The sequence below is a fragment of the Undibacterium sp. Ji50W genome (assembly GCF_049340445.1).
GTDB lineage: Bacteria > Pseudomonadota > Gammaproteobacteria > Burkholderiales > Burkholderiaceae_D > Undibacterium.
The window spans coordinates 22,359-48,449 of sequence record NZ_JBMPOX010000027.1; the positions used below are offsets into that span (position 1 = coordinate 22,359).

Annotated in this window: 28 protein-coding genes; 15 read left to right on the forward strand and 13 right to left on the reverse strand. The window is 51.0% G+C overall.

Going from position 1 to position 26,091, the window contains the following annotated elements; genetic code table 11:
• Positions 1–9: 9 nt before the first annotated feature.
• A complete protein-coding gene (locus ACO0K9_RS25185) occupies positions 10–444 on the reverse strand; it encodes a cupin domain-containing protein (RefSeq protein WP_422989622.1) in 435 nt (144 codons plus the stop codon).
• A 183-nt stretch (positions 445–627) separates the two neighbouring features.
• Positions 628–1,944 carry an MFS transporter gene (locus ACO0K9_RS25190; RefSeq protein WP_422989624.1) on the reverse strand — a complete coding sequence of 439 codons (1,317 nt, stop codon included), beginning with the start codon at positions 1,942–1,944 and terminating at the stop codon, positions 628–630.
• A 593-nt stretch (positions 1,945–2,537) separates the two neighbouring features.
• Between ACO0K9_RS25190 and ACO0K9_RS25195 the strand changes: the two genes are divergently transcribed.
• From ACO0K9_RS25195 to ACO0K9_RS25205, 3 genes are all read left to right on the forward strand, one after another.
• Positions 2,538–2,951, forward strand: a complete 414-nt coding sequence (locus ACO0K9_RS25195; RefSeq protein WP_422989626.1) for a PepSY domain-containing protein — start codon at positions 2,538–2,540, stop codon at positions 2,949–2,951.
• Between the two features lie 179 nt (positions 2,952–3,130).
• Positions 3,131–3,796 carry a response regulator gene (locus ACO0K9_RS25200; protein ID WP_422989628.1) on the forward strand — a complete coding sequence of 222 codons (666 nt, stop codon included), beginning with the start codon at positions 3,131–3,133 and terminating at the stop codon, positions 3,794–3,796.
• Positions 3,772–5,136 (forward strand): ATP-binding protein, encoded by a 1,365-nt coding sequence (locus ACO0K9_RS25205; protein ID WP_422989630.1) that lies wholly within the window; start codon positions 3,772–3,774, stop codon positions 5,134–5,136. The genes ACO0K9_RS25200 and ACO0K9_RS25205 overlap by 25 nt, the downstream gene beginning before the upstream one ends.
• Before the next feature lie 134 nt (positions 5,137–5,270).
• On the opposite strand, the gene ACO0K9_RS25210 is transcribed toward ACO0K9_RS25205, so the two are convergent.
• Together ACO0K9_RS25210 and ACO0K9_RS25215 are read right to left on the reverse strand one after the other, a co-directional pair.
• Positions 5,271–6,107, reverse strand: coding sequence for an HDOD domain-containing protein (locus ACO0K9_RS25210; RefSeq protein ID WP_422989632.1), 837 nt, complete (start codon positions 6,105–6,107; stop codon positions 5,271–5,273).
• A gap of 639 nt (positions 6,108–6,746) precedes the next feature.
• Entirely contained in the window at positions 6,747–8,060 is a 1,314-nt protein-coding gene (locus ACO0K9_RS25215; RefSeq protein ID WP_422989634.1) for a hypothetical protein, read from the reverse strand.
• Positions 8,061–8,407: 347 nt separating this feature from the next.
• On the opposite strand from ACO0K9_RS25215, the gene ACO0K9_RS25220 reads away from it, so the two are divergent.
• Positions 8,408–8,797: a hypothetical protein gene (locus ACO0K9_RS25220; protein WP_422989636.1), complete on the forward strand. Its 390-nt coding sequence runs from the start codon at positions 8,408–8,410 to the stop codon at positions 8,795–8,797.
• A gap of 83 nt (positions 8,798–8,880) precedes the next feature.
• The gene (locus ACO0K9_RS25225) at positions 8,881–9,246 is read left to right on the forward strand and encodes a metalloregulator ArsR/SmtB family transcription factor (protein ID WP_422989638.1); all 366 of its coding nucleotides are present in this window, start codon (positions 8,881–8,883) and stop codon (positions 9,244–9,246) included.
• A 13-nt stretch (positions 9,247–9,259) separates the two neighbouring features.
• On the opposite strand, the gene ACO0K9_RS25230 is transcribed toward ACO0K9_RS25225, so the two are convergent.
• The 4 genes from ACO0K9_RS25230 to ACO0K9_RS25245 form a co-directional block, all read right to left on the reverse strand.
• Positions 9,260–9,571 (reverse strand): hypothetical protein, encoded by a 312-nt coding sequence (locus ACO0K9_RS25230; RefSeq protein ID WP_422989640.1) that lies wholly within the window; start codon positions 9,569–9,571, stop codon positions 9,260–9,262.
• A gap of 132 nt (positions 9,572–9,703) precedes the next feature.
• Positions 9,704–10,111 carry a hypothetical protein gene (locus ACO0K9_RS25235; protein WP_422989642.1) on the reverse strand — a complete coding sequence of 136 codons (408 nt, stop codon included), beginning with the start codon at positions 10,109–10,111 and terminating at the stop codon, positions 9,704–9,706.
• 191 nt (positions 10,112–10,302) lie between these two features.
• A complete protein-coding gene (locus tag ACO0K9_RS25240) occupies positions 10,303–12,987 on the reverse strand; it encodes a prolyl oligopeptidase family serine peptidase (protein ID WP_422989644.1) in 2,685 nt (894 codons plus the stop codon).
• A 217-nt stretch (positions 12,988–13,204) separates the two neighbouring features.
• Complete coding sequence (locus ACO0K9_RS25245) at positions 13,205–13,372, reverse strand: helix-turn-helix domain-containing protein (protein WP_422989728.1); 168 nt, start codon at positions 13,370–13,372, stop codon at positions 13,205–13,207.
• A gap of 57 nt (positions 13,373–13,429) precedes the next feature.
• On the opposite strand from ACO0K9_RS25245, the gene ACO0K9_RS25250 reads away from it, so the two are divergent.
• A complete protein-coding gene (locus tag ACO0K9_RS25250; protein ID WP_422989646.1) occupies positions 13,430–14,122 on the forward strand; it encodes an aspartate/glutamate racemase family protein in 693 nt (230 codons plus the stop codon).
• Positions 14,123–14,135: 13 nt separating this feature from the next.
• Here ACO0K9_RS25250 and ACO0K9_RS25255 read toward each other — a convergent pair whose 3' ends face one another.
• Positions 14,136–15,038 (reverse strand): DUF2785 domain-containing protein, encoded by a 903-nt coding sequence (locus ACO0K9_RS25255; protein WP_422989648.1) that lies wholly within the window; start codon positions 15,036–15,038, stop codon positions 14,136–14,138.
• Between the two features lie 201 nt (positions 15,039–15,239).
• Between ACO0K9_RS25255 and ACO0K9_RS25260 the strand changes: the two genes are divergently transcribed.
• Genes ACO0K9_RS25260 through ACO0K9_RS25270 form a run of 3 tightly spaced genes read left to right on the forward strand, consistent with a single transcriptional unit; the run spans position 15,240 to position 17,451 of the window.
• A complete protein-coding gene (locus ACO0K9_RS25260; RefSeq protein ID WP_422989650.1) occupies positions 15,240–15,608 on the forward strand; it encodes a GntR family transcriptional regulator in 369 nt (122 codons plus the stop codon).
• On the forward strand, positions 15,605–16,507 hold the full coding sequence (locus ACO0K9_RS25265; protein WP_422989652.1) for an ABC transporter ATP-binding protein: 903 nt from the start codon (positions 15,605–15,607) through the stop codon (positions 16,505–16,507). The genes ACO0K9_RS25260 and ACO0K9_RS25265 overlap by 4 nt, the downstream gene beginning before the upstream one ends.
• A complete protein-coding gene (locus tag ACO0K9_RS25270; RefSeq protein WP_422989654.1) occupies positions 16,504–17,451 on the forward strand; it encodes a hypothetical protein in 948 nt (315 codons plus the stop codon). Before ACO0K9_RS25265 ends, ACO0K9_RS25270 begins: the two co-directional genes overlap by 4 nt.
• Positions 17,452–17,513: 62 nt before the next feature.
• Here the strand turns inward: ACO0K9_RS25270 and ACO0K9_RS25275 are convergent, their stop codons facing one another.
• The 4 genes from ACO0K9_RS25275 to ACO0K9_RS25290 all read right to left on the reverse strand — a co-directional run bounded on the left by ACO0K9_RS25275 (position 17,514) and on the right by ACO0K9_RS25290 (position 21,560).
• Complete coding sequence (locus ACO0K9_RS25275) at positions 17,514–18,386, reverse strand: DMT family transporter (RefSeq protein WP_422989656.1); 873 nt, start codon at positions 18,384–18,386, stop codon at positions 17,514–17,516.
• Between the two features lie 174 nt (positions 18,387–18,560).
• Positions 18,561–19,139 carry a superoxide dismutase [Fe] gene (gene sodB, locus ACO0K9_RS25280; protein WP_422989658.1) on the reverse strand — a complete coding sequence of 193 codons (579 nt, stop codon included), beginning with the start codon at positions 19,137–19,139 and terminating at the stop codon, positions 18,561–18,563.
• Positions 19,140–19,317: 178 nt separating this feature from the next.
• Positions 19,318–20,679: an exodeoxyribonuclease VII large subunit gene (gene xseA / locus ACO0K9_RS25285; protein WP_422989660.1), complete on the reverse strand. Its 1,362-nt coding sequence runs from the start codon at positions 20,677–20,679 to the stop codon at positions 19,318–19,320.
• Positions 20,680–21,356: 677 nt separating this feature from the next.
• Complete coding sequence (locus ACO0K9_RS25290; RefSeq protein WP_422989662.1) at positions 21,357–21,560, reverse strand: hypothetical protein; 204 nt, start codon at positions 21,558–21,560, stop codon at positions 21,357–21,359.
• Between the two features lie 290 nt (positions 21,561–21,850).
• On the opposite strand from ACO0K9_RS25290, the gene ACO0K9_RS25295 reads away from it, so the two are divergent.
• The 6 genes from ACO0K9_RS25295 (at position 21,851) to adk (ending at position 25,874) form a co-directional block, all read left to right on the forward strand.
• The gene (locus ACO0K9_RS25295; protein ID WP_422989664.1) at positions 21,851–22,456 is read left to right on the forward strand and encodes a MotA/TolQ/ExbB proton channel family protein; all 606 of its coding nucleotides are present in this window, start codon (positions 21,851–21,853) and stop codon (positions 22,454–22,456) included.
• A 2-nt stretch (positions 22,457–22,458) separates the two neighbouring features.
• The gene (locus ACO0K9_RS25300; RefSeq protein WP_422989666.1) at positions 22,459–22,908 is read left to right on the forward strand and encodes an ExbD/TolR family protein; all 450 of its coding nucleotides are present in this window, start codon (positions 22,459–22,461) and stop codon (positions 22,906–22,908) included.
• An 85-nt stretch (positions 22,909–22,993) separates the two neighbouring features.
• Positions 22,994–24,034: a tetraacyldisaccharide 4'-kinase gene (gene lpxK / locus ACO0K9_RS25305; protein WP_422989668.1), complete on the forward strand. Its 1,041-nt coding sequence runs from the start codon at positions 22,994–22,996 to the stop codon at positions 24,032–24,034.
• Entirely contained in the window at positions 24,015–24,203 is a 189-nt protein-coding gene (locus tag ACO0K9_RS25310; RefSeq protein WP_422989670.1) for a Trm112 family protein, read from the forward strand. Before lpxK ends, ACO0K9_RS25310 begins: the two co-directional genes overlap by 20 nt.
• Before the next feature lie 58 nt (positions 24,204–24,261).
• Positions 24,262–25,020, forward strand: coding sequence for a 3-deoxy-manno-octulosonate cytidylyltransferase (kdsB, locus tag ACO0K9_RS25315; protein WP_422989672.1), 759 nt, complete (start codon positions 24,262–24,264; stop codon positions 25,018–25,020).
• Between the two features lie 197 nt (positions 25,021–25,217).
• Positions 25,218–25,874, forward strand: a complete 657-nt coding sequence (gene adk / locus ACO0K9_RS25320; protein ID WP_422989674.1) for an adenylate kinase — start codon at positions 25,218–25,220, stop codon at positions 25,872–25,874.
• Positions 25,875–26,091: the final 217 nt, after the last annotated feature.

The window sequence follows — 26,091 nt, forward strand, 5'->3', positions numbered from 1 at the left end:
TACCGGTTGTTAATAAGTTGCGGCGGGTACAGATGCCGGTGCAGGTGCAGGTGAGGCCAGTGGTTTATCTTTATCCAGCACATATACGCCGACCAGTTTGATGGGAGTGCTGCCGTGGTTCTTGGCGCTATGGACGACACCGGCCGGTATGACAAATCCTTCACCAGCCTTGACTTTGCGTGGTGCCTGATTGGCGACCAGTAATTCTGCCTCGCCATCCGTCACATAGCTGATTTCATCACCGGGATGGGTATGCCAGCCGACCACGGCACCAGCGGCGATTTCAATACGGGCAATGATATCTTCCTTGCCGGGAATGGATGAATCAGCCTTGGTCACGATGGTGCGGGTAATACCTGAACTTTGTGCCAGCAGACTGGTGCTGACCAGCATGACGCTGATGGCGCTCAGGCGGCGCAATAATTTTTTTGTCCTTGGTTGCAAGATAGGTCTCCGGTGTAAGTTGGCATGCGTCCAGATCGTCAACACGTTCTTGCGCATGTTGTCTATTGCACGCCCATTTGCAGGGAGCGTCAAGTGTTATTTTTTAAATAAGTAAAAATTATTCGCGGACGAAAAAAATGGCGCAATTTTTACATTGCGCCACGGCATTTTAGTCAGGAGATTCTATGCATCCGCTGTCTTCACCAAACCTTCAGTTTCACCGGATTTGCTGGCACCCGGCGGGGCATCGCCATGCGACACAAAGCGGGTCAGTATCAATACCGGGATGGCACTGAGCAATACCCAGATAAAGAAATTCTTATAGCCCAGTGACACCTGGATATCGCCGCTGATGGTCTTGAACAAGACAAAACCCAATTGCATGACACCGGTGCCCAGTGCATAGTGGGCAGTCTGGTATTTGCCGGGGGCCACCACCTGCATGATGAACAGGATCAGGCCGACAAAACCGAAGCCATAGCCAAACATCTCGAAGGCCAGCGCAGCGGTGATGACGGTCATGCTTTCTGGCAGGCTGCTGCTCAAAAAGAAGAAGGCCAGGTTGGGGGTATTCATCGCCAGTATCAGCCAGGGCAGGGCGCGTTTCAAACCCAGCCATGAAGCGAAGTAACCACCGAGGACGCTACCGCCGAGGAAGGCGATGGTGCCGGCGGTGCCGTAAGCAATGCCGACCTGATCGGTAGTCAGGCCCAGGCCGCCCAGGTTCCTGGCTTCGCGCAAGAACAGCGGGCCTATGGTTTGTATCTGGCCTTCGGCGGCGCGAAATAAAATGATGAAGGTGATTGCCAGCCAGATGCCGGGTTTTTTGAAAAATTCAATGATCACGTCCTGCAAGGTCACAAAGATGCTGTGCATGGATGCTTTGGATGTCGTGTTTTTAGTACCAGGCAGTGACCAGCTGTTGTACAAACCCAGGCCGAACAAGAGCACGCCCATGATGGCAAAGATGATGGTCCAGGCCTGCGCCGGTGCCAGAGTTTTTTCCAGGTAACCAGCCAGATACACCATGGGGCCCAGGGTAAGGAATTTCGCGGCGTTAAAAAATGCGCCTTGCCATCCTGCATAGGTGGCTTGCTGCTTGTTGTTGAGGCTGGCCATATACAAACCATCGCATGCGATGTCATGCGTGGCGGATGCAATCGCCACCACACCCAGCAAGGCAATGCTGATGGCAAAATACATCGACAATTGCAGCGAAACTGCCACCAGGCCCAGTGCCGCACCACCGATCAACTGAAACAGCACCACCAGCATTTTCTTGCTGCCTGCGGCTTCCAGGAAAGGACTCCACAAAGACTTGAATACCCAGGCCAGCCCCACCAGTCCAGTCCAGTGGGCAATCTGGTCATTCGGCACGCCCATGCTTTTGTACATCAGGCCAGCGATCAGGGCGACCGCATAAAACGGCATGCCGGATGCCAGATACAGGCTGGGTACCCATCGCATGGGGTGCTGGGGCTGGTCTTTTTCTGTACGCATAGTGTATGTCTCTGCTGAATGATGTTCTGAAACCATTTCTGGCTACCGCGATGTTTTTATCTGCCTTTTTCAGGCACGCAGCCACAACATACTAGGCGCAAAAAAACTGGTCAACTGGTTTTATATTTATAATGCCACTTAAGTGCCAGTGCATCGTTGTCAACGCCGCGTCAGCTTTGTTTGAATGGGAAAAACAAGGCTTTTTGCACAGACTTTTTAAAGCCACGCTGATGTCACATGATGGTAATGAAAACCTGCAGTATTTGAACTCACAACCAATACCACTTTGTTTTATTTTGGCACTGGTATTATCGCTATCGTTTTGCCGGGCCAGGGGTTTTCTACCGGGCCGCAGTCTGGAAAAATGGAATTGGTATTTTGGGACTGGTCTTGCCACTGATCAGGGGTCTTTGCAAAAATTATCTTCAATCTCCGGCAGTTGATTATTTCAGGCACCTAAGCTTGCGCTAATTCTCTCTGTATAGGCTTGGGACTTACGCAAAATTATTCCACAAAACTCAATGGAATGGTCTGGCGTAAATCCTTGCAATTAATTTGTCTTACATCTTTTACGCTATCAAATGGAGAAACGCATGTCTGAAATCAAGGTATTTGGTCGTACTGTCCGCATTACTGCATTCGCCCTCATTGCTGTTTTTTCGCTGGTTGCCGGTGCAGCTCAGGCGGAATGCAGTGCTAAAGTGAACGGTACCCTGACGAACAAGGAAATGAAGAAAATGGCCAAAGTGAGCATGGCTGATGCGCAGGCAACGGCCCTTAAACTGATTGGCAAAGCCGATTTGAAGAAAGTAATGAGCAGGGAATTGGAGGTTGAAGAAAACTGCCTGGTATATTCCTTCGACTTGCAGCTTAAATCCGCTGAAGGTAGTGAAGAAATCATGATTGATGCGGTTTCGGGCCAGGTCATTTCGCAAAAACACGAAACGCCGGAGCAGGAAGCGCAAGAAAAAGAAGCTGACAAAAAAGGAGATGCAAACAAGAAGTAAAGTTCTTGTATGATCGACAGAAGATGAGAGTAAAGACATAAAGCAGAAGACTTGGCAGGCGTGACACTCACTCAGGCCTCCACTTTTTCGTCATCATCACGCAGTTGTGGTGATGACGATACTCATCACCACCGTACCGACTCACTGATTAAATGTGGCAAAGACCCTAAGGCGGACAGATGCGCGTGTTATTGGTCGAAGACGATGTGATGATAGGAAACGCCTTGTGTTCAGCGCTGAAAGAGGAATCCTATGCAGTGGACTGGATGCGCAACGGCTTGTCTGCCATTCAGGTGTTATCGTGCCAGTACTATGACCTGGTCCTGCTTGATCTGGGCTTGCCAGGCAAAGATGGGCTGGACGTACTCCATTCCATCCGCATGCGGGACAATCCGGTACCGCTGCTGATCGTGACAGCGCGTGACGGTGTGGAAGACAGAATCCGTGGTCTTGATGGTGGTGCGGATGACTACATCCTCAAGCCATTCGAAATGTGCGAATTACTGGCACGCATGCGGGTTGCTATCAGAAGGAAGGGCGGTGTTGCCAATCCTGAATTGAGCAATGGCATCGTTGCACTTGATCAGGCGACTCGCGAGGCACGCGTGCAACAAGGCGCAGCAGTCCAATTATCTAGCCGGGAATTCGCGGTTTTGCAATCACTGATGGTACGCCCAGGTGCCATTTTATCCCGCAGGGAACTCGAAGACCGGGTGTATGGTTGGGGTGAGGAAGTGGAGAGCAATGCAGTCGAATTTCTGATTCATGGGCTGCGCAAGAAACTCGGCAATGCAGTGATCAAAAATGTAAGAGGTGTTGGATGGATGGTATCAAAAAACGAATAGAAAATTCTATCCAGGTCAGATTGTCCGTGTGGTTGGCAGTGGCGATATGCGGCGTGGCGCTGATCGCCGGGGTATTTGCTTTTTTCTCTGCACTCGACGAGGTTAATGAGCTTCAGGACGATATGTTACGCCAGATTGCTGCCTTGTCTGAACACCAGAATTGGGCTGAGGTAACAGACACAGAGGCAGGCAAAAACGCGAACGACGGTGTTGACGGGGACTCCCGGGTTTTTGTGCAGTTGCTGCCGGTGGCAGCACGCAGTGGTGCTATTGCAGCCATTACCGTCAAATCGCCTTTGCCACTACCTGGAACCTTGCAAGATGGCATGCAGACCTTCAACAACGGTCAGGAAACTTATCGTGTATTGGTGCATACGCTGAGTATGGGAAAACGCCTGGCTGTCGCGCAAGAAATGTCTGTCAGGGATGAAATCGCTAACAATAGTGCATTGCGTACTTTGATGCCCTTCCTGCTATTGATGCCGATACTGCTATTGATGGTGGCCAACATCGTGCACAGCATCTTTAAGCCCGTGGCAAGCCTGTCTGTTGAAATAAACAGGCGTGATGAACAGGCGCTGCATCCGATTTCTTGCGAGACACTGCCTCGTGAAATCCGCCCGTTTGTCGTCGCCATCAATCACCTGCTAACGCGTGTGGAACAATTCATGGGGACACAGCGACGTTTCGTTGCGGATGCCGCTCACGAACTGCGTTCTCCATTGACAGCCTTGTCGCTGCAGGCTGAGCTGTTGGCCAATACTGACATGTCTGTCAATGCGCGGGAGCGTCTACAGGTATTGCGCCAGGGTATTGAGCGAGGCAAAACATTATTGGCGCAGTTATTGACTTTGGCGCGTGTGCAAACTACCACCAGTACATCCGATACCGGCGTGTCTGTACAAAAAATCTATCGACGTGTTCTGGAAGAAGTGATGCTGCTGGCCGATGCGAAACAACTCGACATTGGCGTGGTTGGTGATCAGGATGCCGACATCATGGTCAACGAACTTGATCTGATCATTCTCATCAGAAATCTTGTGGACAACGCTATCCGTTATACCCCGAATGGAGGGCGTGTCGATTTGTCGGTAGCAAGCACTGATGCTGCGATCACCTTGACGGTTGAAGATAACGGGCCCGGTATTGCTGTGGCGGACAGGGAACGGGTATTTGATCCTTTTTACCGCGTGCTGGGGAATGACCAGCTTGGCTCCGGTCTCGGCCTGGCTATCGTTCATGCCATTTCCACACGTATCGGTGCAGGTGTGCAGCTTGATTTTTCTGATGAAAGATTGGCATCCGGTTTGCGCGTCAGCGTGACTTTCGCAGTGCGCTAAACCGGTCTGCATCTTGCTTCAAACGACACAGGCAAGGGCGGCCAGTTACTGCAGGCCACCAATGAAAAAGCGCCAGCAAGCTGATAGCTGCTGACGCCTGGGATTGTGCGATGCCGGGTGACACCCGATGCTGTTTACAGCATCAGGGCTGCGGTCAGCGAATCGATCTGTTCTTCCGAATCAGACATCACATCCTGAAAGTTGCCGTCTTCAAATTCAAAGTTGATGCGACGTGAAAAGCGGGCAATCTTGTCGCCTTCGCTATTATGCAAGGGCGACAGTACCGGTGCTATGTCATTCGCCAGGATCAGGGTATCACCCAAAGATTCAGGTGGGAAAGAACAGACGCCATGCCACAAGGCTTCGACGGCCTGCATGACACTTTCGGGTATGCTCAGCCGGCGCATGATGCCGCGTCCGATCAGGCGTTCGCCATATTCTATCCAGGTAGCCGGTTCACCATCAAGCAGGCCAGGGAATTCTTCAGCGCGCGATATCAGGTAAAAGCCACCGACCTCATGCACGATGCCGGCAAAAATCGCGGTTTCAGGATCAACCTTGGTCACCTGCTTGGCAATCACTTGCGCCAGCGAGGATACATGGGCTGAATGTTCCCACAATTGCGCTGCTTTAGCCTTCAGTGCCGGGTCTTTGACCTGGCTGTTCAACTGACGCACGATGACCGATGCCAGCATGGCTTTCAATGTACGAAAACCCAGGCGATTGACGGCCAGGCGTACATTGGTCACTTCATTGCCAGAACGGTTATACGCAACGGAATTGGCCAGGGCCACGGTACGTGCCGACAACAGCGGGTCGGCTGCGATCATTTTGGCTGCCGCATCGACGTGGCAGTCAGGATCATCCAGTGCCTTTTGCAGGCGCAGCGATGAATCGACGCTGGTCGGGAAGACCAGGTCACCCCGGTTAACCTCGGCGGCGATGGTTTTAAATATTTCCAGCTTGTCCATGAATATCTCCCAATATGGATACGGTGATTCCTCAATGGGCTTGTAGGGGTTGAGGCCAGCAACACCCGACATTCTGTTCAAGCCACAGCCTACTTATGCGTCTTTAAGAAATTGCTGTGTGGAATCATCTGCAATCTGTATCTTAGACATAAAATTCTCAAAAGCAACTCTTAATTTAACTTTTTTTAATAATTCTACTTAGAACGTGTTTACGATCTGTAGCGAGCGAGCGTCAGCGGGGTAAGGGTAACAAAAACGCAGCGCAAAAAGCGGAATGTACTTAAGACCATGAGCATTTTGAGCAGCGCATGAGCCCCGATCACGTTCGCGCAGTAAGATCGCAAACAGGTTCTGAGGGCTTATGACAAAACCAAGATGCGATAAAAATCCTTGTCACCCTGCTATTCCATGATGATCAGTCTAGCAGTGCTCATGCCAAAACATAGTAAATATTACAATGTCTTTCAGATTGCATAAGGCAGGATTATACCCATCAGTCCGTCGCAGAAATTGTGAACAAGGATTAACTGGAACTCATTTCAAAGCTGAGGAAGAAATGAGTTCCAGATAGCTTACAAATGCGTGCTGAATACGTTTTAAGGTAACTATGTCGGTATTCAGCCTGTGCTAATTGACGGTTCAGTCGTCCAGATAAGTGACATTGATATCCAGCGTGACGAACAGGTTAGGGTAATCATCCCTTCTGACCACGACATGGAATATCCCGGATTTTTGTGGTGACGTGTACACGCCCAGCAGGCTGATAGTGCCGCCATCGGGTTCCACCACGCTCCAGGTCACAGGCTGCCTGATGTTGGCGAGGTAAGTGACATTCGGCGGGTAATTAATGTTTGCCTGTAGTGTCGTGCTGCTGCCTGGCATCATGGTGATCAGGCGGCCGGGCACACTCAGTACCGGTACGAAGCCGGGCGAACTGTTGTCTACTACCACCGTGGCATTCACTGAGACCGTCGGGTAATCTTCCCTTTGTGCCTGCACATGGTAGGTGCCAGCCTTGGTGGGTGCTGTGTATTCGCCATTGATGGTGATGCTGCCACCATCGGTTTCCAGTACTACCCATTTCACGGGTTGGCGCACATAGTTGACATTCGGCGGGTAATTCATTTCTGCGCTGAAATTCAGTTTGCCGCCAGGGGCCAGCAAGACCGCGCCGGGGGTGATATTGATCTTCGGTGCACTGGTCCAGACACCAGGTGTGCTGCATGACAGGGGCAGGCCATTCAGGTCGCTCAGCAAGCAACCAGGCTGGCCCAGGACGACAATATCTTTGCTGGTAGCGGCCTTGGTCAGCATCAGCAGGAAGGGGTCAAACAATTTTCCATCCATGTTCAGCTTCAGGTTATCCAAGGCCTTGTCGTGCGCGTCGCCAGTGCCCGCGCTGCCAGGTACGGCGGCCTTAAGTGGCGTAGTGATGAAATCGTCGATCTTGCTGGTGTCCGTCATCATGATCAGGGACTGCGTGATCTCGGTCTGCGCGGCCTTGCTGCTGTTGACGGTGATCGCCCTGGCAATGGCATCCGCATCCGGGCTGGCGAACACTGTGTTCATACTGGTGCGCATCAATCTGGTCGACAACATCTCGGTCAAAGGCGTGAGATTGACGACACCACCATTAATGCTGACAGCATGCAGTTTTCTGCTGTCGGCTGCGTTGGTGACTTCCAGTACGCAAGGCAGGGCCGCCGCTGTGCTGTTGCCAGTGCTGACAGTTAAATCAAAACTGCCGTCGGCAGCGGTCTTGGCCGTGCCGTTACCGCTGCGGCATTTGGCGCTGACAGTGGCACCTGAAATGCCCATGCCGGTTGCTGCTGTACCACGCAAAGCCAGGCTGGCACCAGGGGTGCTGATTGCCGTACCGACACTGCCACTACCACCGCAGGCCGCCAGTATGCCCGCCATCGTGCACAGACCAAGTAGATATTGAGGTTTCATTTTGTTCCCGCTTTTATGATGAATTGACACCATCATAGAAGCTGTTGAGAAAAAAATACCGCCCGAAATGTCTGCAAATTGTCATCAATTTGTAGCGGGTGACTTGTCGGGAATAATTGCCAGTGTTCTGTTAAACGCTGGACCAGACTGCCCCTCAGTTTGCCATAAGAAAATCCGATGCGAGACTTTCCAGGTATGAATACCAGCGTTTGCCGTTATCGTGCTCATCGATGTGGCTTGTCAATGTTTGTCAACGCTTGCTGTTATTTAATATTGACATTAATTAATTAAGCTATTAACATATTAGTTAATTACTGAATTGTTGTTAAACCTTGAAGGAGTATGAAATGAGCATGGAACTTAGCTATCTGGTCTATTTAATCGTTTCCGTCATCATGACAATATGGGTAGCAAGAACATTGTCAAAAAACGGTGAGGTATTCTTGGTAAAATGTTTTGGTCAGGATGAAGTGCTGGCAAAATCTACAAATCACTTGCTGGTTGTTGGGTTTTATCTGATCAATGTTGGGTTGATTGCAATTCGTCTGGATGGCTGGGAAATCTCGCCTGGCGGAATGATCCCGTATGTTGGTAGTAAAATAGGCGTGTCGGTACTTTGTCTGGGTGCCATGCATTTTTTCAACATGGTCATGATTGCCAAGTTTGGCCGAACTGTTACAGGCTGGGTGAGAGTCAATGATATGCGGGGGTCCGAAAAAATTTCTGCACCTGCTTAATATCTTGCAGCTCGTTAAGCTGAATATTTGAAATAAAACCCTATGCCGCGCATTGCGCGGCTACGGTCTTTTGAAAATGAATAATGTCTTCTGATAAGATTTTTGAAGCTTTGGCATCGTCACCGCGCAGGCAGATTCTTGCTTATTTGTCGGAGCAGGAATTGACTGCAGGGGATATTGCTGCGCGCTTTAAAATGAGTGCGCCGGCAATTTCCCGTCATTTGTCAGTACTGGAAAATGCCGGGCTGATCACTGGTGAACGTCAGGGACAGTTTGTGATGTATAAATTAAATGGCGATAGTCTGGTCAATACCTTGACGCAGTTTGCCTTTTCCATCTGCCCTGTGGGCGCGCCGCTCAAGCGGGAAAGCAAGAAAGGCGCGAAGGCTGAGACTGGTAAAATCAAAGCCGTAATCAAAGCCGTAAACAAAGCGGAAAACAAGACCTGATCATCTCTTTAGCTTATTGCCTGTCCGTATGTTGTTCAACATAAATGGTCTGAACAGGTTTGCTCTTCGGTTTGGCCCTGGCTGGACTCTGGCCCATGCTCATGAGCACCACGGCCAGCAAGAGTTTCAATAACACGAAGACGATAAACAGCGTAATGACCAGAGGGATGATGGCGATCAGCAGGGCGATGCCTACACAGATCATCAGCACTTTTGGCAAAGGCGTACGCAACAGGCGTTCGCCGACTTTTTGTCCAATCTGACGAAATTCCTGTGCTACTTGCCTGAAAACAGAATACAGGTATTGGCGGGCGCTACTTTTCATGAGGTACTCCTGAGATGGTGCTTGCTTGGAATTAAGCGGTGTTGTCATTATCAGTATGCCGCCGTATATAGTCTACGGTAATTTTCATGGGGAATTGCCGATAACTGATGCAGATACTTCAAGTCTGGAAGCTTATTGCGTGAGTCTGGATTCATAAAACTTCAGCGATTGCGCAAATTGCCTACAGGTTGTATGCGTGCGCCTGTCTGCCAGCCTGCGTTGGTCTATGTCATCCATTTTTTTCCATACCTCAACCATGGCCAGTTTGACTTCCGGTTTTGACAAGCCTTTGTCGGTCATCAGATGATACTCGATGGCATTGATGGATCGATTGAGCACGCTGGCATTCTCGCGCTGCCATTTTTTCAGCGCAGGCAGGGCCTGGATGTTGAGTTTTTTTTCACAGAATTCCCCCTCATTGGCGGCTGCCTGAAAAAATATCAGATTATTGTAAGCTTCCTTTTCGGTCATCGCATGGGCGTTGCCATGCAGGCCGACTGTCATCAGCAATATGATGCCTGGTATCAGATAGGGTTTCATGTTTGAACAGTCAGCTAAGGGTTGATAGGGGTTGAGGGCAGATCGTATTATCTGAATTCAGGCAGATATGATCTACGGTAATCTTTGCAAAACATTACCACGGCGATAGATAACAAAAAAGCGGCTGAGTGGTTACCACTCAGCCGCTTTCTTTATCTGCGTTATTACCTGTATTTTTACCTGATGTTTACTTATTTAGCCTTGCCCAAATGCTGCAGGAAGAAAGCTTCATATTTCTTGTGCAAGGCCTTGGGTTTGACCGCGCCACCCAGGCCATGTTCACCGTCCGGATCAAGGAACAGGTCCACCAGGGTTTCCTTGCCGTTTTCCAGCAGGGCGCGATAAACGTTGACCGTATCCTGATACAGTACATTTGGATCTTGCATGCCGTGTACCAGCATCAGCGGCTTTTTCAGGCCAGCTGTCAAAGGCAGCAGTGAGTATTTGCGCAGGGTGGGCTTGCTGCGTTCGGTCTTGCCTATGGTGCGGCCACTGTACCAGCTATTGTAGTTTTCCCATTCTGTCGGACCAGCACCGGCGATACCGGCGGCGAAGGTGTCAGGGCTGGTATACATCGCGTACTGGGTCTGGAAGCCGCCAAAACTCCAACCGGTCAGGCCTATGCGTTTGCCATCGACCCCCAGGTTCTTTTGCATGTACTTGGTCAGGTCTTCCAGGTCTTCTGTCTGTGGTTTGCCCGCCTGTTCCCAGTTGGCATCGCTGAATTTGCGGCCATAATTGGAATGACCGCGCGGGTCCACAGCCACTGTCACATAACCGTGCTTGGCGGCCATATACATGCCAAACATATAGGCGGTTTGCTGGAAGCTGTCGGTCTCGACGGTATGTCTGTCATTCAGCGGGCCGCCGTAGGTGTAGACGATGGCAGGGCGGTGATCGGAAGAGCTCAACCCGGCCGGTTTGAAGACATACGCCTGGATCTTGTCGCCATGGCGGTTAGTGAAGCTGAAGCGTTCAGGACGTTGCAGGTCTACCGCATTCCATTGCGGGTCATGGCTTTGTGTCAGCGTGGTGGATTTGGCTTTGCTGATATCGATAAGTTTCAATTCAGGACGGCTGGCCCATTGACCGGCCATGCTGGCCAGTTTGTCGCCGCTGTCGGTGACGCTGCTGGCGCGATGGAAATCACCGGCCTGGCCCACTGCCTTCATGTCACCCGTTGCCAGGTCTACCTTATAGGCATTCATGGCAGCGAAATCATCCCTGTTGGCGAGTACAAACATGGCTTTGCTGTCGTCACTGAAGCCGATGATGCTGTGGGCTTCAAAATCACCTTTCAGTACCGGCCTGGCGCTGCCATTGCTGACATCAATCACATACGGCTGACGATAGCCCTGCTCGTCCAGCACGGCAATCAGTTGCTTGCTGTCTGGCGTAAAGCGGGGTGCCAGCACGTTCACGACTTCGTGACCGACATTGCCGCGTCTTTCCAGTACCATTTGTGGCTTGACGCCTTCTTCTGCTTTGCCAACGTAGATGCGCAGCAAGTCTTTTTCACGTTCCCAGGTAGAGAAGGTGTAGCGACTGCCATCCTTGGCCCAATTAACCGCGCTCATTTCAAACCAGACATCACCACCGTCATTGGTGAAGACCGGTTGTGGCTGGCGCGCAGAGGCATCGCCAACGCGGCGTATGTACAGGGCCGTGGCTAGTATCTTGCGTTTGTCATCCGACACTTCGCGTGGCACTTTTTTTGCAGTGGCGAAGCGTTCGCTATAGTTCATGATTTCGACCTGGCGTTCGGCCGGTGGTACTGGCTTGCCGTTTTCTGGCTTGGCATCTGGTGCCTCGGCAGAGATGGCCATCCATTGCTTGTCTTCACTCAGCACGGTATTGACGATGCGGTATTTTTTGTCGGCATCGTCAGGGTGTATCAGTTCACGGTTCAATTGACGGATAGCGCTGTTGTCAAAGCTGGCGCTGTACAGGCGTTTTTCATCCATGTAGATATAGCCATTGTCATCTGCCTGGTAGGCGATGATGCGTTCTGGCTTGTCGGTCTGGGTCAGGCGTTCGATTTTTGCATCTGCCATGTTCAGGCGGAACAGGTCGCCACGGTACTGGAAGATCAGTTCATTCTTTTTATTCGCCCAGACCAGGGCATCGACACCTGGGTAAAGATCGGTGGGTTTGAGTTTTTCTTTTTCCAGTTTCTTTTTCAGTTCGTCACGCAGTTCCCAGACTTCCTTGACTTTGTTGTCGTCTTTGACTTCCTTCTTTTCATCTTTCTTGTCACCGTCGGCTTTGGCTACGCTGGCGGTACCAGTTTTGGCGGCAGCGGCGGCGGCTTTTTCCTTGGCTGCTTCGGCATCCGTTTCGGCTTTTTTTGCGGCGTCCCTGGCTTTTTTCTCAGCCAGTTCATGTTTGACTTCTTCCAGTGCCACTTCTTCCCACTGCATCAGGTTCACTTTTTCACCACGCAGATAGGCGGCCTGGGCTTCGGCCTTGGCCTGGCGTTCGGCTTCTTCTTTTTCTTTTTGCGCCGCTTTTTTATCGAAGCGTTCCCAGTCTTCGGGCGCATCGTAGGTTTTCATCAGGGCGGGTGAGGTAATGCGTTTGGTTTCGCCGGTCTGGGTGTCATGCACGTATAAATCAAAACCATTTTCACCGAAAGGGTTCCAGGTGTAGGCCAGGTAACGGCCATCCTTGCTGAACAGCATATTGCGTGCGGCCTGGCCTGCATAGCCTTTAGCGCGATAGACCTGTTCCAGTGTCAGATCGGCTGGCTTGATCTTGGCAACATTGTTGACATTGGCGATGGCAGGTGCAGCTTGCGCTGTTTCTTGTGGCAACAGCAGGCTGGCCGCAGTGCTAAAAGCAAGCGCGATACTGACGGTGAGAATTTTCGGGGACATAGTGAAAACCTTGGTTTTAGTTTAATTAGCAGGTATGGGGTGGATATAAGTGTGATGCGTACTCGCCGATTTTATTACTCGATAGCAGGAATTAACGCATTTTCTATAGACAAATGCCTGTGGAAACAGTTCCTCGCGAAAATGTTTTTGATAAAAATCGGTAGAAAATTTGCTTTTGCTTTGTCTGAACGCGGATCGGTTCAGTTTTTTGCGTACATCAGCGCTGATTTGCGGTATTGCTGGGGCTTACACCCAGGCTGGATTTGAGATGATTGCCGAGATGGGATTGATGAGCAAAACCGCAATCCATTGCGATATCAGCTATGGACAAATTGCTATTCCTGAGTAAATTCCTGGTAAAAGCTTCTGGCTGAAATTTCCTGATAGCATAGAAAAAATGCTCTGTCTATTATAGGGGCTGAATCAAACTACAGGAGTTGTAATGAAAACCATAGGCCTGATCGGTGGCATGAGCTGGGAATCCACCATTCCTTATTACCGCCTGATCAATGAAACTGTCAAAGAGAAACTGGGTGGTCTGCATTCGGCCAAGATCATTCTGTACAGCGTGGATTTTCACGAGATAGAAAAACTGCAAACGGCGGGTGACTGGGATGCGGCTGCTGTCATCCTGGCGCAGGTCGCTCGTTCACTGGAACTGGCGGGCGCAGATTTTCTGGTGCTGTGTACCAATACCATGCACAAACTGACAGCCAGTATCGAGTCAGCGGGGACGATCCCGCTATTTCATATTGCTGACCCGACTGCACATGCCATCAAGAAGGCAGGCTTTGGCAAGGTGGGCTTGCTGGGCACGCGCTTTACCATGGAGCAGGATTTTTATCGTGAACGTCTGCATAGTCAGCACGGCCTGGCAGTGCTGGTGCCTGCACTGGCCGACCGTGACATCGTGCATCAGATTATTTATGAAGAACTGTGCTTGGGTAAAATCAATGCGGCATCGCGTCAACACTACCGTCGTATCATGGCGGGGCTGATAGAAAATGGTGCCGAAGCCATCATCCTCGGCTGCACCGAGATCTGTCTGCTGGTTAGTCAGGAAGATGCCGGTGTGCCCTTGTTTGATACCACGGCCATTCATGCACGCGCTGCTGCTGAATGGGCCCTGGTATGAACGGAAGGGCGTTTTAATTTACTTTGCGCAGCGCTTCCCGCAAGGCCGGCAAGAAATTTTCTTTCAATGCCGGATCAGTGTTTTCCCTGACAGAAAAATACAGGGGCAGCAAAAAGGCGCTGACATTATGTCTTTGTGCCAGCCTTGCCTGTGTATATTGGGTATTGGGGCCAGCCTGTATGCTGTTTTCCATCAGTTTATTGAACCATACATTCCAGTCACGCACGCCAAAGCTGGGTGTCTTTGCCAGGAAAAACACCGCCGTCATCAAGCGCACGCCTTCACCATATTGGTAAAAATGCGTGGATGGCGCAACTTGCGAGGCAATCGCCGCCAGCATGGTTTCATGCTGCGGTTTTTCTATCACCGGATTCATCGCCAGTTGCAGCATCAGGTCGGCGCTATGGGCAATGCCATGACGCCAGCCGTTTTTTTCATCAAAGCCACGATAGTCGCGCAGGTGAGTCAGGTAATGGCTACCGGCATTGACAATATCTATGCGTTCTTCGGCTGTCAGATAGGGTTTGCGTCTGTCCACGCGCACCAGTTCAGCCAGTGTCAGGATGGCAAACGGACGCAGGAAACTGGTTTCTTCTGCGGCGGGTGCCTGCACGGCATTCAGCATCCTGATGCGCAAAGCTGTCAGGGTAGTCACTGTCAGCTTCTCGGCACGCATCCAGGCTGACAGCGCATCAAAGGCCAGTTCATCGCGCAGTTCCGGGTTGCTCACACCCAGACAATCTGCTGCCGACAGCGCCAGTTGCTGGCGTTTGTCGTCGTCGGCCAGTTTCCAGCCATCCGCTTTCAGGGCTTTCAACTCATTGTGCATAGGTGAGTTTGGCTGGCAATCGGCATAGGCGGTTGCAGTTACTGCCAATAGTGTCCACAGGCAGAGCAATGACTTCAGGTGACGCATGGTGAATGTCCGTATCAAAGATGGTAGGAAAATGAGCAAGTTTGCCACGCCAGACCAGTCTTGTCATAAGCCCACAAAAAAACTTGTACATAACGATTGAGTTGGTGTTATAGTTGACTACAACACTAATCAACAGCCGGTAAGGCATGGAATAAGCAGGATTTGTGTTGCCTCACTTGGTACATAAAGGAAGGTGTAAGCATGAGTGTTAACTGGAATGACCAGACGCCGATTTATCGGCAATTGAAACAGCGTGTGCTGGGCATGATGCTGGATGGCTTGTTGAGGCCGGGGGATGCCTTGCCCTCGGTAAGACAGGTAGCGGCAGAGTATCAGCTCAATCCGATTACCGTCTTGAAGGCATATCAGGAATTGGTAGATGAAGAATTGGTCGAAAAACGAAGAGGAGTGGGCATGTATATGACAGCAACAGCGCTCGATAAATTACTGGCGAATGAACGCCAGCGTTTCATTGACGAAGAATGGCCAGCCATGCTGGAACGCATACGCAGACTGGGGCTGGATGTACAGCAATTGCCGGGCTTGCAGGATAAGGGGGGCACAAAATGACCAGTTCAGTGAATAGCTCTGAGAACAGCACAGTAAATAGCACAGTAAATAGCGTCATTTCAGCCCGTGGCATTAGCAAGCACTATGGCAAGAAGCCTGTGCTTGATGGCCTGAACTTCGAGATCGCGCCAGGTCGCATCGTCGGCCTGATAGGGCCGAATGGCTCGGGCAAGACCACCACCCTCAATGCGATACTGGGTTTGGGTGATTTTGATGGCGACATGCAGGTACTGGGTCTGGACCCGCGCACCCAACGTGATGCGCTGATGAATGATGTCTGCTTCATCGCCGATGTCGCCATTTTGCCGCGCTGGCTCAAGGTCAAAGACGCGATTGCTTTTGTCGAAGGCGTACACCCCAGGTTCAACCGTGTCAAAGCCGAGCAGTATATCGCCAATACCAAACTGAAACCGGACATGAAGGTCAAGGCCATGTCCAAGGGCATGGTGGCGCAACTGCATCTGGCCCTGATCATGGCCATCGACGCCAAATTGCTGGTGCTGGATGAACCGACCCTGGGCCTGGATGTGGTCTACCGCAAGCAGTTTTATCGAAACCTGCTGGAAGATTATTTTGATGAAAACAAGAGCATCATCATCACCACTCATCAGGTGGAAGAGGTGGAACATATCCTCAGTGACGTGATCTTTATCAATGAAGGAAAAATCGTGCTTGATACCAGCATGGAGCAATTGGGTGCGCGGTTTGTCGAGGTCAGTTTGAATCCTGAGTCTTTGGAGCAAGCAAAGTCTCTTAGCCCCGTTGATCAACGTTCAGTATTTGGTAGATCCATTATGTTATTTGACGGTATTGGAAAAGACGTTTTGTGTAAACTTGGTGATTTGCGACAACCTGGAATCGCCGATATTTATGTGGCCATGATGAGGGGAGCGCAATGATTAAGAAAGTTTATTGGTTACTACGCCGTGAGTATTGGGAAAATAAAACCATGCTCGTGTGGGTGAATGCAATTCTGGCACTGCTTATAGTTCTGATTTTTACGTTTTCAAATTTTAGTAATTTTCGGGCTTATGGAAAACTTGTGGTTCCTGCAGATATGGATAGCGCGGAATTCCGGTATATGTTGACCATTCTGACTCAGACTTTTTTTATATCTGCGACCTTTTTTGGTTTTGTGCTACCGCTGTTAATTGGCGCTTATTGTCTAAGTTCGCTCTATAACGACAGGCATGACAAAAGTATTTTGTTTTGGCAATCCATGCCCATTTCTGCTACCAGTACCGTCGCATCCAAATTGATCTTTGCTTTGTTGGTGCTACCTCTGGCTTCGTTTTTGTATGCCTTGTTGGCGTCGGTATTGATTGTCATTATCCTGGTCGTGAAGTTGAAATTCGGCGGATTACATACAGATGTTTTTACTGCTTTAGTGACCGATTCAAGAACATATTTGTTGCCTTTAAATACCCTGGCACTGCTACCGATTTATGTATTGTGGGCCTTGCCAGGTGTAGGCTGGTTAATGTTGATCTCATCTTGGGCCAGGGTGAAACCTGCATTATGGGCGATAGGGATACCAGTGGTGACCGTTCTGTTGTCTAGTATCATGAAAAATAATTTAGGCATGGATTTGAATGTGCGCTGGCTACAGTTCAATCTGCTCGGACGTGGTCTGCTAAGCATCTTTCCCGCTTCCTGGTTTGCCTATGAAAAAGTGAGTGACGAGAGAGTAAACTTCATACATTCTTTTGCTGGCTGGCCAAATGATATGATCAGTCCCTCATGGGAGTTGCTTTACAAGTCAGAACTCTGGTATGGCGTAGTTCTTGGCGCAGGCATGATATGCATGGCAATTTACCTGCGCCAGAGACGTGGGATGAGCTGAAATACATATTCAAGAAGTCAATTATAGAAGTGCGGGGCCTGCACTTCTATCTTCAAAAGATTTTATCTTGCAGGCCTGACCACCAGCGCCACGCCAGCCAGGGCGACCACCATGCCCAGTATGGCCGTCATCGTCAGTTTTTCACCAAACATCAGCCAGGCCATGGCGGCAGTGACTGCCGGTACCAGGTACATATAGCTGGTGACCTTGGTTGCTTCACCATGCCGTATCATGATGAACAGCACCGAGATGCCAACGCCGGACAAGACAAATACCGACCAGGCCATGGCGGCAAAAAACTGCGGTGTCCAGATGATGGTCTGGGTTTCCAGCATCAGTGCAAATGGCAGGGTGACGATGAGGGAAGCAGCAAACTGTATGACCTGGCCAGTCCTGACATCAAAGCTGGGGCAGGTTTTTTTCTGGTACAGGGTGCCTATGGTCATGGCAGTCAGCGCCATGATGGCCAGTGCCACGCTGCTGCCGGATAAACCGATGACAGAAATCTTGTTGGCCACCACCAGTGCCACGCCACAAATACCCAGTGCCAATCCAGCCCATTGTTTGCCGTAGATACGCTCACCGATGATGGGGCCCAGCAAGGCTGTGAAAATGGGTTGGGTATTGGCGATCAACGCTGCCACACCTGCTGGCATACCGAGCTTGACGGCGCACCAGATACCACCCAGATACATGGCCTGCATCATGACGCCGGCAATCGCAATCGGCAGCCAGGCACGGCGTTCTGGCCACGGCGCACGCATGGCCAGCGCCAGCACCAGCATGAAGATGATCACACCCAGATAGCGCAGACATAAAAACGTCAGCGGCTCGGCATAGGGCAGGCCAAATTTGGCGACTACGTAACCGGATGCCCAGATGAAAATAAAAATGGCGGGAAGGAAACGTAATAAAGGTGAGGCGTTGGTGTGCATGTGCTTAAGTAGTGGGGCGAAAAGTTGTCCAGAATGTAGATCTGTCAACGCATGAAGAGGCATGATCTTCGCACAGACACTTGAAACGATGGGTGAAAAAAAACCTGCGGTGCTTGTGCAAGCGCAGGTTTTTTTTCATCTGTCATGAAGCGACTGGCATCATGACAAGTTGGCTCAGCCCAGGTTTGCTGTCGCAAATTCCCAGTTGATCAGTGCCCAGAATGCTTCCAGGTATTTTGGACGTGCATTGCGGTAGTCGATGTAGTAAGCGTGTTCCCACAGATCGCAAGTCAGCAGCGGTGTGTCGGCTGTTGTCAGTGGCGTGGCTGCATTGGATGTGTTGACGATATCCAGTGTGCCGTCGGCTTTTTTGACCAGCCATGTCCAGGAAGAACCGAAGTTGCCTACGCAGGATTTGGTGAACGCTTCTTTGAATGCATCGAAAGAGCCCCATTTGGCATTGATGGCATCTGCCAGTTTGCCGCTAGGTGCGCCACCGCCGTTAGGTTTCAGGCCATTCCAGTAGAAAGTGTGGTTCCAGATCTGGGCTGAGTTATTGAACACGCCGCCAGAAGATTTCTTGACGATTTCTTCCAGTGTAGAGTTTTCAAATTCTGTACCCTTGATCAGGTTGTTCAGATTGGTCACATAGGTCTGGTGATGCTTGCCATAGTGGTATTCCAGCGTTTCTTTGGAAATATGTGGCGCCAGAGCGTCCAGTGCATAGGGCAGTGCCGGTAAGGTATGTTCCATATCGCGTCCTTTTATCGTGAGTCTATCCATTTCCGGCAATCCGGAAAAGCCAGACCAGCATTGTAAGCTTTTGTACAAAAGCTTGCACGCAGACTGATACAAAGTGCTCTGCCGTTTGGCAAAACGATCAATCCGGTGAGTTCCAATATAGCTGGAGCATTTTTTCGTCAGCCCACCTTCAGTCGAGACTGGCTTGCACGCTGCTGATACCTATATCTGCTGTGCCCTCTGCCAGTCTTACCTGTAGCAGGGTTTGCGGTTTCAGTTCAGCGGTGTTGCGCAAAACCTTGCCTTTATGATCACTGAGTATGGCATAGCCGCGTTCCAGCGTGCGCTGGGGGCTCAGCATTTCCAGTTGGGCTTGCAGGGTCTGCAATTGCTGGCGATGGGCATCCTGGCTGCGTTTGGCAGCGTTTTGCAGGCGTCTTTGCCATTCGGCCAGTATCAGCCTGGGGGTGGCGACGCCGGGGCGCTGTGCCTGCCATGCTTGCCGCAGTTGTGCCAGTTCATGCCTGGCCTGGTTCAGGCTGGTGCTGGCGGTGTAGCTGAGGGAACGTGCCAGTTGCTTGACTTGCAGGCGGCGGGCGGCAATCGCGGCTTTGGGGCTGAGCAGACGGCGGCTTTGCCAGTCCAGGGTCTGGGCATGGTGATCCAGGCGACGGTGCATGCTGCGATTGAGTAACTGTGCGTGGCGCTGTAATAACTGCATCCATTCACTTCTGGGCGTGGCTGCCAGTTCTGCTGCTGCCGTGGGGGTGGCAGCGCGGACGTCGGCGGCAAAATCGGCGATGGTAAAGTCGGTTTCATGGCCGATGCCGGCAATGACAGGCATCGGGCAGTTGACGATGGTGCGGGCGACGACTTCTTCATTGAAAGCCCACAGGTCTTCCATGCTGCCTCCACCACGGCAGACCAGCAGCACATCGCATTCTTCCCGGGCAGCCGCAGAGGCGATTGCCTGCGCAATTTTGGAACCGGCACCGTCACCCTGCACCGGGGTCGGATACAGGATCACATGCACATGCGGTGCGCGCCGCTGCAAGGTGGTCAGTACGTCACGCAAGGCAGCTGCCTGCGGACTGGTGACTATGCCTATGGTCCGGACAAATGTGGGCAGGGGGCGTTTGCGGTCAACGTCAAACAGGCCTTCCTGTGTCAGTTGCGCCTTCAGGCGCAAGAAGGCTTCATACAGATTGCCGACACCGGCACGGCGTATGGCTTCCACGCTGAGCTGGTAATCGCCACGCGGTGCATATAGGGTAACCAGGGCGCGTACTTCCACCTTGTCGCCTTCTTTGGGCTGGAAGTCGGCATATTGGGCACGGCCACGAAACATGACGGCCCGGACCTGGGCCGCATTGTCTTTTAGCGTGAAATACCAATGTCCAGAAGCGGCGCGGGTAAAGTTGGATATTTCGCCGGAAACCCACGTCAGCGGCAGGTTGCGTTCCAAAAGCTGCGCCACAGCTTGGTTCAGCGCCGAAACTGTCATCACGGACGGCGTGTTTACTGGGTTTGCAAAACGAGAATCAGTGTTCATAAAGCTTGGCGGCGTAAATTCTGTCCACAGAAGCGTGGATTGGTCATCAGCATGTCATTTTGCCTCTGCAATGTCAAAACAAATGAAAGTTTAGCTTCTAAGTCATTGATTTTTAATATGAATCAATCTGCAAAAGAAAAAGGCAATATGAAAATTCTCTTTCAAATCAAAGACCTTGGCTTGATTTGCCAAGCTTGTACACAATCTTATCCACAGAAATTGTGATTAAGCTGTTGAAAACTTTTTGCCAGAGGCCAGTCCTGCCTTTGCTCAAAATACGGGCACTGAAGTAATGTTGAATAAAATCAATGACTTGCCATGTTTTCCTATGCTTTTACACAAACTTGTCCACATATTTTGTGCAGAAAGCAGCTTTGTGTTCATGAAAAATGTTGAAAAAGACAATTAAATAATTGTTTTCCACTGTTTATGCCTCGTGCCACTTTTTTAGGCGTGGCAATTTTATGATTATAAATCAATGACTTGATCACATCTCCGAGGCTTTTACACAATCTTGTCCACATAAATTGTGCAAAACATGGGGTTTTTCCCCAGAGCACTGTTTCGCTCTTGTTGTTTTACACACTTTTACATGGTCTATGGATTAAAACACGGTTGAAAAGCTGATAATGAGTGATTTGCCTGTTTTTCTGGCAGGGGGTATTCCTGTATATAAATCATGGACTTAACTCTTTCCCCCCGGGTAATGCACAATCTTGTCCACAATTTTTGTGTAAAACAAACGGGTTTTCCCCAGGGATTTTTGAACTGCTGAAAACTTGTGCAGAAAAGCGCCAAATAAGCGCCATGCCTAAATTATTGGCATGGCGATAATCTTCTTTGAAATCATGGGCTTGGCAATCTGTACCCGGCTTTTGCACAAACTTGTCCACAAATTATGTGCAGAACCACGCCCGGAAACTGGCTTGAAAATACCAATTTATCCACAGATTGGCTGTGCCTAATTCTTTGGCAGTGATGAAAAATCCATACAAATCATGGGTTTAGTCAGATTGCACAGACTTATCCACAAGCTTGCACACAGATTTTGTGCAAAACAGTTGTGGGAGGTGATAAATTTTGTGTAGAGTTTTTTGCTGCCTGCTCTTGCCCGCAGGCAGACAACGCGCTACATTGCGGGCTTGGATTTAGGAACCTTCAAGGAGTTAATTTGTTCGCCATCATTCAAGCCGCAGGCTGGCCAATTTATTTGTTGCTGATTGCCTCAGTTATTGCGCTGACATTAATCATCGAACGCAGTCTGTCTTTGCGTCGTAGTCGTATCTTGCCACCGACACTGCTGGCTGAAGTTATCCGCGTGTACCAGGCCGGCAAGGTCAAACCCGAAGTGATACAACAACTGGCGGGCAATTCACCGCTGGGCAAGGTGCTGGCTGCGGGTTTGCGCAATGTCAATGCACCACGCGATGTCATGAAAGAGTCGATAGAAGAAGCCGGCAGTGCCGTTGCGCATGACCTCGAACGTTTCCTGACGACCCTGGGTACGATCGCTTCACTCGCCCCCTTGATGGGCCTGTTTGGTACCGTTGTCGGTATGATAGAAATTTTCGGTTCACAAAATGCATCTGGTGCCAACCCGGCGCAACTGGCGCACGGTATTTCCGTGGCTTTGTACAATACCGGCTTTGGCTTGATGATTGCGATGCCTGCGATGGTGTTCTGGCGTCATTTCCGTGCCCTGGTGGACAGTATCGTGGTGGACATGGAACAGCAGGCCATCAAGTTTGTTGACGTTGTTCACAGCGCCAGGAAGTAGTCATGAATTTTCGTAAAGGAAGGGGTAGGGAAGAGCCGGAAATCAACCTGATCCCGTTTATTGACGTCTTGCTGGTCATTCTGATTTTCCTGATGGTGACCACGACCTACAGCCGTTTTACCGAATTGCAGATCACCTTGCCGACGGCAGATGCCGAAAAGGCGCAGGATAAGCCTAACCAGATCGATATCGGTATTGATGCGCAGGGGCGCTACAAAATCAATAACCAGGCAGTGTCTTTCCTCGACACCCTGACCCTGGCAGAAGATTTGAAAAAAGCCGCAGCGGCACTCGACCCGGCGGCAACCGGCAACCAACCTGATCCGGTCATCATCATCAATGCTGATCGTGCGGCCACGCACCAGTCGGTGATTGATGTGCTGGAAGCAGCGCGGCTGGCAGGGATGTCCAAGGTCACCTTTGCAGCGCAGGCATCGGCCAGGTCCAAGTAAGGACACCGTCTGTATTGTTGATAACCGTATAGTCAGGTAGCCGGGGAGTGTGTATCGCTCCCCGGTTTCTTTTTTTGAACATGGCATGGGAACCCGCATGGAAAGCCTGTTGTTGAAAGCCTGGCAAAAGCGTGGCGTGCTGGCCTGCCTGTTGTGGCCACTATCAAAACTGTTCCACTTGCTGGTGATGTTTCGCTTTGGCCTGTTTGTCATGGGCTACAAGCCGCAGACCCGACTGGCAGTGCCGGTGGTGGTGGCCGGCAATATCTTCGTTGGCGGTACCGGCAAGACACCGCTGGTGATCTGGCTGGTGCAGGAATTGCGCAAGGCGGGCTGGAATCCCGGTGTGATTTCACGCGGCTATGGCGCTGACGCGGATAGCGTTAACCTGGTCGGCCCGCATTCAATTGCACAAGTGGTGGGGGATGAACCCTTGCTGATTGCTGAACGTGCCCAGTGTCCGGTGGCAGTAGGGCGCAATCGGGTGATGGCAGGTCAGGCTTTGCTGGCAGCCCATCCGCAAGTGGATGTGATCGTGGCTGATGACGGCTTGCAGCACTATGCGCTGGCACGCGATGTCGAAATCATTTTGTTTGATCAGCGTGGTGTCGGCAATGGCTGGCTGCTGCCTGCCGGCCCCTTGCGGGAACCGGTGCAGCGCAGCCGTGATTTTACGGTATGTAATTTGCCTGCTGGCAGTAGCCTGTCAGCACCTGGCGTACCGGCAGATGCGGTGCGCATGCACTTGCAGGTCGGGGCTGCCTATCGCTTGAATGACAGGCAGCAGCAAAAACCACTGGGAGATTTTCGTGGTAAACATCTGCTGGCCGCTGCCGGCATAGGCAATCCGCAGCGGTTTTTTGATATGCTGGCGGGCCAGGGGCTGGTGTGCCAGGGGCTGGCTTTTCCTGACCATCATGCCTATGACGCGCAGAGTTTTAGCCGGGTAGATGCAGAATGCATCCTGATCACGGAAAAGGATGCAGTAAAATGTAGGCAAATTGCGGCTTTGCTGGACGATACCCGTATCTGGGTCGTGCCGGTGGAAGCAGAACTGGATGCCGGCTTTGCCGCATCGCTGATACAAATGATTTCGGAGAAAAAGCATGGACGCACGTCTGCTTGATGTATTGGTTTGTCCTTTGTGCAAGGGACCGTTGGTCTACCACAAAGCCAGCCAGGAATTGATTTGCTATGGAGACAGACTGGCGTTCCAGATTCGGGACGATATTCCCATCATGTGGGCAGACCAGGCCCGTGCGCTGACGCCAGAAGAAGTCTCGGCAAGAGTCTGAGTTTGAATCTGGATAGGTTGAGTATGCTAAGTGTGATAATGATGTTGGATTTGCAGGCATGAGTTTTATTGCCATCATACCGGCCAGGCTGGCGTCCAGCCGCCTGCCGAACAAACCGCTGGCCGATATCGGCGGCAAACCCATGGTGGTACGCACGGCTGAACGCGCACTGGAATCCGGTGCCAGCGCCATCATGGTGGCAACTGACCATGCTGACATTGTGGCCGCCTGCCAGGCCCATGGCGTGCCCGTCTGCATGACACGGGCTGACCATCCATCTGGCACGGACCGCATTGCCGAAGTTGCTGCTGGCATGAACCTGGCCGATGATGCCGTCATCGTCAACGTGCAGGGCGATGAACCGCTGATCGACCCGGCCCTGATCGCTGCCACTGCCGCCCTGGTGAATGCCGATGTACCCATGGCAACAGCCGCCCACCCCATCCATGCAGTCGACGACGGTTTTAACCCGAATGTGGTCAAGGTGGTCCTGGATAAACATGGCCGCGCCCTGTATTTTTCGCGCGCCACCATTCCCTGGCACAGGGATGCATTTGCTGTCAGCCGTAGCGGGTTCCCGGCTGGCTATGCACCTTTGCGTCACATTGGTTTGTATGCCTACCGCAACGATTTTTTAAAAAAATATCCGCAACTTGCTATTTCCCCACTGGAACAAATCGAGGCACTGGAACAATTGCGGGTCTTGTGGCATGGCTACGCGATTGCCGTCCACGTGACCGCTTCCAGCCCTGCGCCAGGGGTGGACACGGCAGAAGACTTGCTGCGGGTCAGGCAATTCTTTATTGATAAGAAATAAAAAAACGGTGAACTTAGCCCGGATTTCGTGGCAAAGCATCAAGAAACGGGAAAATTGTGGTAAGTTTCGTGAAAAGATACTGTGTTATCACTGCTAAATAAGAAAAAAAGCAAAATAGCCGTGCCGACCATAAAAATAAATGGTGGCATGTTCCATACATGCACAAAAAAATTCAAACTCGTCTTAGGAAATTAAAAATGCGTCTTATTTTGTTGGGAGCGCCGGGTGCCGGCAAGGGTACACAAGCCAATTACATTAAAGAAAAATTCAATATTCCTCAAATTTCTACTGGCGACATGTTGCGTGCTGCAGTCAAGGCAGGCACACCGCTGGGTCTGGAAGCCAAAAAGGTGATGGATGCAGGCGGCCTGGTGTCCGACGACATCATCATCGGCCTGGTCAAAGACAGGCTGAAACAGCCAGATTGCGCCAATGGTTATTTGTTTGACGGCTTTCCACGCACCACGCCACAGGCGGATGCGATGAAGGATGCCGGCGTCACAATAGACTATGTACTGGAAATTGCTGTCCCTGATGAAGCCATTATTGACCGTATGAGTGGCCGTCGCGTACACCCGGGTTCTGGTCGTAGTTACCATGTCAAATTCAATCCACCCAAAGTGGAAGGCAAGGATGATGTCACCGGTGAAGAACTGATACAGCGTGACGACGACAAGGAAGAAACCGTCAAGAAACGCCTGTCCGTGTATCACGAACAAACTGAAGTGCTGCTGTCTTATTATGGCGACTGGGCTAAATCCGGTCAGCCTGGCGCGCCTAAATATCGCAAGATCGCTGGCGTCGGACCGGTAGACACTATCCGCGACAGCGCATTTGCTGCGCTGGCAGAATAAGTTTTAAAAAAGCGGACTCGATTGTCCGCTTTTTTTTGGCCAGCCCAAGCCAGGTCATGTCACTCACATGACACTCCAAAAATATGGGTAACGAACAAGTTTCGCAGTGTGCAGGTTTCATTCTTATCCAAGAGCTGATTTGGCTCTGATTTGGCTCTGATAGCGCCGTATCGTAAGAATGAAGAAATGTCCTTGTTTTACTTTGTCGTCAAAAAAG